Below are 10,407 nucleotides of genomic sequence, written 5' to 3' on the forward strand. Positions count from 1 at the left end.
TCAACGGCTCAAGCGCCAGCCCGGGGTGCCGCAGCTGGGCAATTCCGCCTCCGGTCCTTAGGTAAGCTGAACTCCTCGCGCGGGCCCCCGCTTCGGGCAGACGCCGCGGGGCGGGACGGAGTGGGCGTTGAAGGGATCCGGGGTGCGATGCGCCGGTTTGGTGTCAGTGAATGGCGCGGATCATCGCCGTCAGGAGTGGCGAGGCGGCTGAGGGCTGGCTCTGCCCGATGTCTTTGTACCCCCACGACTGGTAGAGCTGGTGCACCTTCCCGTTACCGGCCGCCGGGTTGACCATGAGCGTCACATGCGGCTCGTCGCGGCTGGCGAGGAGAGCGTCATGGATGCGTCGAGCGGTCCCCGTGCCGCGCCACGCGGGCCGGACGCCGATCTCTTTGAGGGCCATGGCCGGGCGCTCGGTGTACTCGTGCGTCGGCGGCGGGGTGATGCGCTGCCAGTGCCGGTCACCGTGCTCGATCCGGTTGCCGTAGGCGTAGCCGACGGGATGCCCGTCCGCGTAGGCGAGAACGGCGACGAAACCGGGCTCGCCGCCGTGCCGGTCGAGGCGTTCACCGAACGCGGTGACCGCGTAGTTCGGCAGGTGGAGCAGTGGTGCGCGCACCTCCGCATAGACGTCGATCAGGTCGCTGCGGATGGTGTCGAGGGTGGTGGCGGTACGGAGTTCGATCGCGGGTGCCGTGGTCATGCGGTGGGCCTCCAGGTGGCGGCGTGCTCGGTCCAGGTGTGCACAGTGGAGCTGTCTGGAGCGGTGGCGCGCAAGGCTGCGCCGAACTCCTGGAGCATGCGGGTGACCCGGGGGTGGTGGGCAGCAGCGTCGGCGTCGCCCTGGGCGAGCTGGGCATGTGCGAGCCGGGTCGTGGCGATGGCCCGGGACCGGACCATGTACGGGCTCAGGGAGGCTAAGGCCTGCCCGGCGGATCATGTCGTGACCGAGCATTCTCGTAAGCTTGTAAAGGGCTGGACGGTGTGATCGGCGTCGCACTACCGTCGGCTGATGTCCGTTCTTGCCCCGGTGCTGCCGCCTGGCTACCGTTCACGCGCTGCGACTGCCGACGACGTTGGTGCGATCCACGCGTTGGTCGCGGGCTGCGAGCGGGCGGTGTACGGACGGGTGCAGGCCGATGCCGGGGCGGTAGCCGCTGTCTTCGCCCGGCCCGGTCTGGTCCCGTCGTCGGACACCGTGCTCGTCCACGACCGGTGTGGCCGACTGGCCGCGTGGGCCTGGGTGGATCGGCGCTCCGAGGTTCACGTGCATCCGGACCATCGTGGCTGTGGCGTGGGTGCTGCACTCCTGGGCTGGGCCGAGGAGCGGGCCCTCCAGGCGGACAGCGAGGGCATCGTGCAGACAGTCCCGGACGACGACGCCGGCGCCGTGGCGCTGCTGCGCTCGCGCGGATACACCCCGCTCGTGACGGCCTGGCTGCTGGAGTTCGCCATGCCGGATGAACCGCGGGTGCCCAAAGCGCCGTCCGGCATTACGGTCCGGCCACTGCGCACCGGTGACGAACCCGCCACGCATGTGCTGGTGCAGGACGCATTCGATGAGTGGCAAGAGCGGCGCCAGTCCTATGCGGAGTGGGCGAAGCATGTCGTCGACCGGCCCACCTTCGCGCCCGCCCTGTCGCCGCTTGCATTCCACGGCGGCCAACTGGTCGGTGCCGCGCTGTCATTGGACTTGCCCGAGACGGACGAGGGCTATATCGAGCAGGTCGCGGTGCGCCACGACTACCGGGGCCGCGGCGTCGCACGACTCCTGCTGCGCCATGCGTTCCGCGCCTTCCACCGGGCGGGCCGCCGTTCCTGCACGCTCTGGACGCACTCGGACACCGGCGCGCTCGACCTGTACCTGCGAGTGGGCATGACGGTCCGGCACAGTTCCACGGTCTTCCACAAGGATCTGCGGACCTAGGCTCTGCCCGGACAGATCATGGGCGGAGCCAGAGTCGGATCGAGGCGACGGTGCCGTGGAAGATGTACGCCCGTTTGTCGAACCTCGTGGCCACGGCCCGGAAGTCCTTGAGGGCATTGATTGTCAGCTCAAGGAGCAACCCGTAATGCACACATAGATGACTCCGGGGCAGGGAATGTCCCGGTCGTAGGGGTGGACGGCTTGCTCCAAGCCGCGGCTGTCGTGCGGCAGTTGCGGGAGCGGCAAGCCGATGAGACCGAGGGCGTCGTCGCGGAACTCCCCAGATCCCGTGGTGGGCGACGGTTCCAGAGCTGAGCCGTCAGCTGGTGGTGCAGCTGCTGGCCGAGCTGATGCCCCGGACGATCACGGCCGGACGGAACGGGGGTGACCCCCGTGACGGTGACGATGCCAGCTCCGTGGGAACGGCTTGACGGCAAGATCCAGTCCTGGCATCTGGACCGGCTCGCGGTCGTCTATGTCCGCCAGTCGACCCCGCAGCAGGTTATCGACCACGCGGAGTCGACCCGGCTGCAGTACGGACTCACGCAGCGGGCCGTCGGCCTGGGCTGGGCGCCGTCACGGGTCCTGGTGATCGATGAGGACCTCGGGCAGTCGGCGTCCGGCCTGGTAGGACGGCCCGGCTTCGTGGAGGTCGCTGATGGCCAGCAGGTTCCCCTGGCTCATATTCCACCGGTCCTCTGCACGTGTGTCCCTTCCTGCGGTGACAAGAATCGCGGCATGCCGCAGGAAGTGGTCCTGCGCGTAAGTCCGCTGTCCGGATGGTCCGTTGTCTCTACGGGACGACGGCCGGGGCCCGGCCGTCGGTCAGGGGGTGACGGTCAGAGGGCCGGGCTCGGGGGCGAGGTCGGTGGGGCGCTTCGCCAGGAGACCCTGGTAGCGCTCCGGATCGACCACGGTGGACAGGCCGTTGAGGAGCAGCCGGGTGCCGCCCCGCAGATGAGCGGTGTCCTGAGTACCGTCGCCGGTCAGGACGAGGTAGGAGTACTGCTCGGTCCAGTCGAGGCGGGCTCCGCCGTCCCGGGCGGTGAGCTCGACCGTCACGAGGGAGACCCAGCGGCGCAGACCGTCCACGTGGGCCTCGTAGACGTAGACGATGCGCCGGTCCGGCAGGATGTCGATGAACCGGGACCGGCATTCGAGGAACTCCTCGACGTCCCCAGAGACGAACACGTTGCTCGCGGTTTCGCCGCCACCGACGCGGAAGTCCAGCTCGTGACGGGCGGTCTTCGAGCTGCCGGGGAGACGGAACCAGCGGTTCCGCAGCGAGGCTTCGGCGAACGCCCGGAACACCCGCGCCGACGGCGCCGAGAAGTCGGCCTGCAAGGCGAACGAACCGTGCACGGCCTGTGGTTCTCCACCCGTCGCAGAGGTGTTTCCAGCGGCCGGATCGAAGGGTTCAGGGCTCACTCGGCGAGGCTACCACGCAGGTCGGGCGCCGCCCGTCGCGTCGGCGCCCGGTCCGACTGACCGTCAACTACCCGAGCCATACCGTCAGATCCAGCCGTCAAGCGAGGCCAGGAAGCCGGCCAGGCCGTCGCGGTGGATGCAGTGACCGGTGTCCGGCACGTACCGGACCTCGAAGCCACTGGCGCGCAGCCGCTCGGCCATGTCGTCCGGGACGAGGTGGTGGTCGCCGGCGCCCTGGACGAGGGACGGCACGATGGGCCGCGCCGGGAGGTAGTCGCTCGTGCTCTCCAGCCAGTCGACAGCCCTGACGTCCCAGCGGGCGTACCCGCCGAGCTCGGCCTTGATGTCCCCGGGCCTACTGCGCTCGACACCGCTCCCACGTGTGGCCGGCCTACGCGGGGTCTGTGCGGGGACGCCGGGTGGTGTCACGCTGGAAGGGTGAAGTCCCGTTGAAGGATCACCGTGTCCGGCTGGGGTGGGTTGTCGTTGGCCTGTCATCCGGCCGCGATGATGAGCGGCCCGTATGACAGGAGAAGGAAATGCTCTTGCCCGTTGTCGGCGACATGTTGGGCGTAGCTACGGCTGCGACTGTGACATTTGTCGGACTGCTGCTCGGTGCCCTTGTGGCCGTGATCTGAGGGGGATGTGGTCCGATGGCATGTAGGGGCGGTGGCGTGGGGTGTGCCCGTGGTCCGCTGACAGGCAAGGCCGCGCCCACCCCACCCCGCCCGGTATGCCGCGCGGGCCGCACAGTGAATTTCGTCCGGCCGGTGCTCGGACGTGCAAGGGTCCCGGGGTTGTGTCCGGACCCTGTGACCCTTTGGGCACTTCAACCCTGGCCCCGGTTCAGGCCCAGGTCACCGGCCCTTCCTACGTCCAGTCGAGTCCGAGTGCGGCGAGCTGTGCGAGCTGCTCGCCGCTCAGCTTGTCCCGGTGGCTCTTCTGGTTGGAGACCCACACCCCGAGCCGTACTTCGTGGTCCTGGCCGTCGACGGTGATCTGTTCGGTGTGCTGACGCGGAACAACGGTCCGTTGCTCGCGCTCGACGTACTGGGAAAGCGCCGCCAGGCCCCGTTGGAACGCCGCGCTGCCCAGCTGGCGCCCGGCGGCTGTTGGCGGCTTACGCCGACCATGGCGTCGAAGCTGGTGCTGGGCATGCTGCGGCAAACCCTTCTGGAGGGGGCAGCATGACCTGATCTCGGCTGCGCCCCCACCACAGCTCCCATCACGGTCCTGGAAGCTCCCGCCATGGGTCCGACCATGCAGCTCGGGGCCGATGGTGGGGGCTTGGTCTGCGGGTGCGGCGGGGGCAGTTGGGATTGTGAGGTCACGGGCTGCCCGCGCGGCGAAGCCGGGGCCCGGCGTCTTCCAGGGCGGATCGGTTCCGGGCAAGGTGCTGTTGGCCCTGGGTAAGGCGGGGTCCTCGGGGCGGGCAGGTGGCTGGCCGCCGGGCAAGGACCCGGATCTCCGTATGGGTGTAGCTCGTTTCGAGGGACGGGTTGGGTCAGGCGGTGCAGTTGCTTGGCACGTGACCTGAACTGGTGGGCGCTACGTGGCAGTAGGCCGTATTGGTACTAGCTCCAGCCGCGCGAGACCGGCAACCCTTGGGCCGGCGCAGATGGCCGGCGACGGCGGTCGCGTCAAAGGCCCTGCAAATCCGATCGAAAGAGGAAGCAATGCGATCTTCTCTGACAAGGGCACTCGTCACCACGACTGCCATCATCGGGATTGCCGCTGGGAGTCTTGCGGGCGCGAGTGCGGGCTTTGCGGCCCCCCAGCAGGCTGCCAGACCCGCGGTCAGCGGCCCGCACGTCTCCCCCCTCGCCGTGAACAACCTCGGCCTGAACACAGCCAGGGCCCAGAACTGGCAGAGCTGCCTGAACGCCTGGGGCTTCGACGCCGGTACCGTCGACGGGCAGCTGGGCACCAACAGCTGGATGGCAGCGCAGAGGATGCTCAACGACTGGGGCTACGACGCCGGTACCGTCGACGGGGCCGTCGGACCCAACACGATCACAGCGCTGCAGAAGTTCCTGAACGCCGTTGGCGAAAACGCCGGAAACCCCGATGGGATCGCCGGACCACAAACCAGGGCCGCGTTCTGGAATTACAACGCCACGGGCTGCTGAACCAACCCCGAGTGCCGCGTGGGTCCGGTCGGGCGGGGCTGCTCGGCCAGGCCGGCACCGAGGACGGCCGACGCCCGGCGAGGATCTGGTGCCGCATGTGAACGGGGGCAGCGGGTTGGGTAGCGCTGCTCTTGATGCCGACTTCAGCTCATCCCTGAAGGAGAGCTACAACCTCAACTTCCCCTGCGAGCACGGACTCCACGCTACGAGGGGACCTTCAGCCCCGCCTCCGTCAGGGTGCTACGGCGACCAGCGCCTGGTGGTGTTTCGGGGTCTCGATCTCGTCGACGAGCGCGACCGCGAGGTCGGCGTAGGAGAAGAGGCTCGTGTCTTCGTCAGTCGGCAGGACCTGGTTGCCGCCGATCCGGTACCGGCCGGTGCGCGCGGCATCGCTGTCCAGGACGGTGGGTGGCGGGGTGAGTACCAGCCAGTCGATCTCGGTGTCCGCGGCGCGCAAGACGTCAAGTTCCGCTGCGTGGCCGAGGGAGAACGCCCGCCCCTCAGGCGGGAATCCGGGCGCGTCGTGAACCGCTACGCCGGGCTCGGTCTCCAGGGTGGTGCCGATGCCGATCAGTAGCAGTCGGCCGACACTCGCCTGCGCCAGGCCATCGAGCAGGGCATGTGCCGCGCTCACGTAGAACTCTTCTGCCGGCATGTCGAGCCGGGCGGCGGCGCTGATCGCCGCGTCGTGTCCCGCAGCGACCCTCGACACGCTGTCCGCCTGGGTGACGTCGCCGCGGATCACTGTCGCGCCATAGCCGGTCAGATCCTGGTATTTCGCCGGATCGCGGACTACCGCCGTGACCTGGTGGCCACGGGCAACGGCCTCTGCGACGGCACGACGCCCTGCCTGACCGCCAGCACCGAAGACAACGATTTTGCTCACTGTGGACACTCCGTTCAGCACGGCCGGCGCTCGATCGCCGGCCGGTCCCGTGGACGGTATCCGCTGAACTCATGGTTTCCGCAACGATAGTTACGTACCGTGGGCGGAGTGAGAGAGCCGCTGGATCCCGACATGTTCGCCACGTGCGACCCGATCAACCCGCCGATCCGGATCGGCGACAAGTGGACAGCGATGATCATCGCCTGTCTCGAAGCGGGTCCCCGACGCTTCTCCGAACTCCAGGTGCCCTTGCCCAACGTCACGCCGAAGGTGCTCACGGAATCGCTCCGGGCAATGGAACGGGACGGGCTGCTCACGCGCACCGCCTATGCCGAGATCCCGAAGCGAGTCGAGTACGAACTCACTGCACTCGGCCGCTCGCTGCTGAAGCCCATGGCTGCCTCCTGCGACTGGAACCGCGAACACCTGCCCGAACTGCTTGACGCCCGCCGAGCCCATGAACGTCGCACGCCGACTCCGCAGTAGCCAACCCGACGTCGGAGCCCGTGGTGTAGCCGAGAGCTGACGACGGGCTCACCGGACAGGCCTGCTCGCCTCGATTCCCCAGCCACCTCCCGCCCTGCAGCTGAGCGCCTCCGTGCCGGTCCTCTCTCGCGGCGCCTATTGGGGCCGCAGGTTGACGGTCAGCGTGAGGCTGCCGGGGAGGGCCGCACAGGCGACGCGCATGTGGGCGGCGAGGTCGCTGCGGATGGGAGTGCCCGATGAGGACACCCAGGTGCCCAGTGCGCAGTGGAAGGCGACGACCAGCATGTCCACGGCAAGCCGTGGGCGCAGGTCATCCGGGTCGGCAAGGTCGAGCCGACGGTGCAGGGTGGCGAGCGCGGTGCGGCTGATGCGGTGACAGAAGTGCAGGCCGTGCGCATCCATCGACGGGGTCTTCTCCGCCAGCCGGCGGCTGAGCAGGACGCGGTGGGCCCAGTCGTCGGCGGTCATCAGGTTCAGCGCGGCGAACAGGGCTTCCTGCAGCATCTCCAGCACCGGGCGACCGTCGGGCTCGCGGGTTTCCAGGTCGTCGAGGAAGCCCAGCCAGAGGTCCTGCGTCGGCGCCATGGCCACGTCTTCCTTGCTGGTGAAGTACCGGAAGAACGTGCGCTTGGAGATCTCCACCGCATCACAGAGCTCGTCGAGGGTCACCCCGCCGAAACCCCGCTCGGTGAACAGCTCCAGGGCAGTGTCGATCAAGGCTTGTCGTGTGCGCAGCTTCTTGCGTTCGCGCAGCGGGAGCCGGTCGCCGTGATCGCGCGGCGGAAGCACGTTCCTCATGGCGGTCAGCGTACCTGAGGGGTAAATGCCACTTGCGCGTTTATGCCCCTGAGTGCCATAACTGTGGTTCTTCACCTCTACCGAAGGGCGCACAGCCATGCGTGCTCTGCTCGTCGACCGTTCCGTCCCTGCCGGACTTCGGCTCGGTCAGGCCCCCGATCCCGAACCCGCCCCGCACCAGGCCCTGGTGCGAGTGACGGCGACCTCCCTCAACTACGGCGAGGTCAGGTTCAGCCTGCAGGACGCGCCCGAGGGCACTGTCCTCGGCTGGGATGCGGCCGGGGTGGTGGAGCGGGCCGCCGCCGACGGGTCCGGCCCGCCGGTCGGAACTCCGGTCGTCACACTCGGCACCGAAGGCGCATGGGCTGAACTCCGCGCCGTGGACACCGACTTGATAGGCACAGTTCCGGACGGAGCCGATCTCGGAGCCACCAGCACGGTTCCCGTAGCCGGCGCCAGCGCGCTGCGTGCCCTGCATCGCATCGGGCCGATCCTGGGCAGGCGAGTCCTTGTCACCGGCGCCACCGGCGGCACCGGCCGGTATGCCGTACAGCTCGCCCGGCGCGGCGGAGCGCACGTCATCGCATCCACCGGGAACCCCGACAAGCACGGCGACAGCCTGCGGACACAGGGGGCGCACGAGGTGGTGGCCGGCCCGCTCCAGGTCAAGAAGCCGGTGGATGGCGTCGTGGACCTGGTCGGGGGACAGCAACTCGTCGACGCCTACGGCACGCTGGTCGAGCGGGGCACTCTGGTCGCGGTCGGGCACTCCGCGCACGAGGCCGAGACCTTCCCGTACGGCGCCCTCTTCGCCGACGGCGGTCGGCACGACCGCTCGATCGTCACCTTCGCGTTGTTCGCCGGCACGGGGCTCGCCTCGGACCTGACCTGGCTCGCGGCCAGAGTCGCCGCCGGCGAGCTCGACGCGCAGATCTCATGGCGCGGCGGCTGGGACAAGGCCGGTGACGCCATCGGCGCCCTGCTCGAACGCCGACTCCACGGCAAAGCGGTCCTGGACATCCCCTGACGCCACTCCAGAAGCGGGCGCTTGCGGCGGGACGGCCTCTGTTGTTCTGTACAGAAGCGAAGTTCAGCAGTCGAGACAAAGCCGATCGTGGTCGTCGCCTGGATGCTGTGAATCTGTCTGGACCTTCCCCTAGTGGGAGGGTCCAGGATCGGGTCATGGACAGGGACTTGCTGCCGATTGGCGCATTTGCGCGGCTGTGCCGTTTGAGCGTCAAGCAACTACGTCACTACGACCAGGTGGGCCTGCTGGCACCGGCCTGCGTGGATGACGTCACCGGCTACCGGTACTACAGCTGGGAACAGGTACGCCAGGCGACCGGGATTGCCCTGTTGCGTGGGCTCGACGTCCCGCTCGCGGTCATCGCCGAGGTGCTCGCGGGCGACGAAGCCACACGTACGGTCCTTCTGCGGGAGGAGCAGGCACGGTTGGAGGCCAGAATGGCCGCCCAGCGCCGTACATGGCAGGCCCTGGACCGCGTGCTGTCGAACGGGCTGCTCCGCCAGGAGGTCCGGGTGCGCAGCGAACCGGCTCGACGCTTGCTGGTGAGACGCGCGGTGTGCGGTCCCGAAGAGATCGGTGCCACAACCGCGCAGTGTATCGGGCAAGTGATGTCCGCCGCGGAGAACGTGGCGTGGACGCCGCCCCTGTGGGGCCTGTTCCCGGTCGACTTCCAGGCCCAGATACCTGTCGTGGTCGGCATTGAGACGAACGCTCCGGCGCCGCCCGCCACGGTGGAACACCTCGCCGCCGGCCGGGTCGTGGTCGCGGAGCACCACGGGCCGTACGAGCATCTCGCCCTGACCTACTACGCGGTGTTCGCCTGGATCCATGAGCGCGGCGTGCGGCCGGGGCGCCTGGTGCGTGAGGCCTATCTGACCGACCCGACGACGACCGATCCGGCCGATCTGGTGACACGGATCGTCGTCCCCATCGACAGCCCCATGGAAGAGGAGTGATGACGACCGCGCGGACGATCGACTTCAAGAAGGTGCACAAGGCCCTCTATACGGCGACCGCCTCTCCCGCCCTGCTGGATGCTCCCCAACTGGCTGTCCTTGCCGTGGACGGGGTGGGTGACCCTTCGGGGACGGTGTACCGGGAGGCGGTGGAGGCGTTGTACGGCGTCTCGTACGCACTCCGGTTCGCGTTGAAGAAGGCCGGGGTGATCACCTATCCGGTGATGCCGTTGGAGGGGCTGTGGTGGGGATCCGAGGACAGGGAACTGATCACGCAGAGCCGGGACACGTGGAACTGGACCATGCTGATCATGCAGCCACCCGATGTGACGCGGGAACTCGCGGCACAGGCCATCGCTGCCACGGCCAAGAAGAAGGCCACCGCCGCTCTGCAGGAGATCCGGCTGCAACAGCTGACCGAAGGCCGCTGCGCCCAGATCCTGCACTCAGGTCCTTACAGCGAGGAAGCCGGCACGGTGGACCGGCTGGTCTCCCACCTGCACCAGCACGGGTATCAGATCTCCGGCAAGCACCATGAGATCTACCTGTCCAACCCCACGCGGAGCACCCCGGACAAGCTCAGGACGATCATCCGCTACCCGGTCTCCGTTCATCGGAGCAGTGCCCGTGCCGGAGGGCAGTGATGACAGCCCGTCGTGTCACTTCATGGCCTATTAGGACTCCGTTAGGTCTGTCTCGATCTTGGGGTCCTGCTGGGCAGGGGTTGTTGGCAGGTGGTGCAGATGCCGGTCCAGCACCTCAGGGTGTTC

At 68.4% G+C, this 10,407-nt stretch carries 12 protein-coding genes and 2 pseudogenes; 6 read left to right on the forward strand and 8 right to left on the reverse strand.

Annotation, left to right across the window (positions count from 1 at the left end; genetic code table 11):
* Positions 1 to 163: 163 nt before the first annotated feature.
* Both ACIBK6_RS39900 and ACIBK6_RS39905 read right to left on the reverse strand, forming a co-directional pair.
* Positions 164 to 703: a GNAT family N-acetyltransferase gene (locus ACIBK6_RS39900; RefSeq protein WP_399057973.1), complete on the reverse strand. Its 540-nt coding sequence runs from the start codon at positions 701 to 703 to the stop codon at positions 164 to 166.
* Positions 700 to 933, reverse strand: a pseudogene (locus ACIBK6_RS39905) (XRE family transcriptional regulator); the annotation flags it as partial. The gene ACIBK6_RS39900 and the pseudogene ACIBK6_RS39905, both read right to left, overlap by 4 nt.
* Positions 934 to 1,012: 79 nt before the next feature.
* On the opposite strand from ACIBK6_RS39905, the gene ACIBK6_RS39910 reads away from it, so the two are divergent.
* A complete protein-coding gene (locus tag ACIBK6_RS39910) occupies positions 1,013 to 1,927 on the forward strand; it encodes a GNAT family N-acetyltransferase (RefSeq protein ID WP_399057975.1) in 915 nt (304 codons plus the stop codon).
* 16 nt (positions 1,928 to 1,943) lie between these two features.
* On the opposite strand, the pseudogene ACIBK6_RS39915 reads toward ACIBK6_RS39910, so the two are convergent.
* The 4 genes and pseudogenes from ACIBK6_RS39915 to ACIBK6_RS39930 form a co-directional block, all read right to left on the reverse strand.
* Positions 1,944 to 2,060: pseudogene (locus ACIBK6_RS39915) on the reverse strand (IS5/IS1182 family transposase); the annotation flags it as partial.
* Positions 2,061 to 2,752: 692 nt separating this feature from the next.
* Positions 2,753 to 3,355, reverse strand: a complete 603-nt coding sequence (locus ACIBK6_RS39920; protein ID WP_399057977.1) for an SRPBCC domain-containing protein — start codon at positions 3,353 to 3,355, stop codon at positions 2,753 to 2,755.
* A gap of 84 nt (positions 3,356 to 3,439) precedes the next feature.
* Positions 3,440 to 3,784: a hypothetical protein gene (locus ACIBK6_RS39925; RefSeq protein ID WP_399057979.1), complete on the reverse strand. Its 345-nt coding sequence runs from the start codon at positions 3,782 to 3,784 to the stop codon at positions 3,440 to 3,442.
* Between the two features lie 441 nt (positions 3,785 to 4,225).
* Complete coding sequence (locus ACIBK6_RS39930) at positions 4,226 to 4,522, reverse strand: helicase associated domain-containing protein (RefSeq protein ID WP_399057981.1); 297 nt, start codon at positions 4,520 to 4,522, stop codon at positions 4,226 to 4,228.
* A gap of 659 nt (positions 4,523 to 5,181) precedes the next feature.
* Between ACIBK6_RS39930 and ACIBK6_RS39935 the strand changes: the two genes are divergently transcribed.
* The gene (locus ACIBK6_RS39935) at positions 5,182 to 5,484 is read left to right on the forward strand and encodes a peptidoglycan-binding protein (protein WP_399057983.1); all 303 of its coding nucleotides are present in this window, start codon (positions 5,182 to 5,184) and stop codon (positions 5,482 to 5,484) included.
* 232 nt (positions 5,485 to 5,716) lie between these two features.
* Here ACIBK6_RS39935 and ACIBK6_RS39940 read toward each other — a convergent pair whose 3' ends face one another.
* Complete coding sequence (locus ACIBK6_RS39940) at positions 5,717 to 6,379, reverse strand: NAD(P)-dependent oxidoreductase (RefSeq protein WP_399057985.1); 663 nt, start codon at positions 6,377 to 6,379, stop codon at positions 5,717 to 5,719.
* Positions 6,380 to 6,502: 123 nt separating this feature from the next.
* Here ACIBK6_RS39940 and ACIBK6_RS39945 point away from each other — a divergent pair, with 123 nt between their 5' ends.
* Entirely contained in the window at positions 6,503 to 6,856 is a 354-nt protein-coding gene (locus ACIBK6_RS39945; protein ID WP_399057997.1) for a winged helix-turn-helix transcriptional regulator, read from the forward strand.
* A gap of 135 nt (positions 6,857 to 6,991) precedes the next feature.
* Here the strand turns inward: ACIBK6_RS39945 and ACIBK6_RS39950 are convergent, their stop codons facing one another.
* Positions 6,992 to 7,654 carry a TetR/AcrR family transcriptional regulator gene (locus tag ACIBK6_RS39950; protein WP_399057987.1) on the reverse strand — a complete coding sequence of 221 codons (663 nt, stop codon included), beginning with the start codon at positions 7,652 to 7,654 and terminating at the stop codon, positions 6,992 to 6,994.
* Positions 7,655 to 7,751: 97 nt separating this feature from the next.
* On the opposite strand from ACIBK6_RS39950, the gene ACIBK6_RS39955 reads away from it, so the two are divergent.
* From ACIBK6_RS39955 to ACIBK6_RS39965, 3 genes are all read left to right on the forward strand, one after another.
* Positions 7,752 to 8,681, forward strand: coding sequence for a zinc-binding dehydrogenase (locus tag ACIBK6_RS39955; RefSeq protein WP_399057989.1), 930 nt, complete (start codon positions 7,752 to 7,754; stop codon positions 8,679 to 8,681).
* Between the two features lie 155 nt (positions 8,682 to 8,836).
* Positions 8,837 to 9,637, forward strand: coding sequence for a MerR family transcriptional regulator (locus ACIBK6_RS39960; protein WP_399057991.1), 801 nt, complete (start codon positions 8,837 to 8,839; stop codon positions 9,635 to 9,637).
* Entirely contained in the window at positions 9,637 to 10,281 is a 645-nt protein-coding gene (locus ACIBK6_RS39965; protein ID WP_399057993.1) for a GyrI-like domain-containing protein, read from the forward strand. Before ACIBK6_RS39960 ends, ACIBK6_RS39965 begins: the two co-directional genes overlap by 1 nt.
* The last annotated feature ends 126 nt before the right edge of the window (positions 10,282 to 10,407 follow it).

It is taken from the genome of Streptomyces sp. NPDC050485 (genome assembly GCF_044458185.1).
Classification (GTDB): domain Bacteria; phylum Actinomycetota; class Actinomycetes; order Streptomycetales; family Streptomycetaceae; genus Streptomyces.

Coding starts and splice junctions, on each gene's coding strand:
- ACIBK6_RS39900 (WP_399057973.1), bottom strand. CDS start 703: ATGACCACGGCACCCGCGATCGAACTCCGTACCGCCACCACCCTCGAC.
- ACIBK6_RS39910 (WP_399057975.1), top strand. CDS start 1,013: ATGTCCGTTCTTGCCCCGGTGCTGCCGCCTGGCTACCGTTCACGCGCT.
- ACIBK6_RS39945 (WP_399057997.1), top strand. CDS start 6,503: ATGTTCGCCACGTGCGACCCGATCAACCCGCCGATCCGGATCGGCGAC.
- ACIBK6_RS39950 (WP_399057987.1), bottom strand. CDS start 7,654: ATGAGGAACGTGCTTCCGCCGCGCGATCACGGCGACCGGCTCCCGCTG.
- ACIBK6_RS39955 (WP_399057989.1), top strand. CDS start 7,752: ATGCGTGCTCTGCTCGTCGACCGTTCCGTCCCTGCCGGACTTCGGCTC.
- ACIBK6_RS39960 (WP_399057991.1), top strand. CDS start 8,837: ATGGACAGGGACTTGCTGCCGATTGGCGCATTTGCGCGGCTGTGCCGT.
- ACIBK6_RS39965 (WP_399057993.1), top strand. CDS start 9,637: ATGACGACCGCGCGGACGATCGACTTCAAGAAGGTGCACAAGGCCCTC.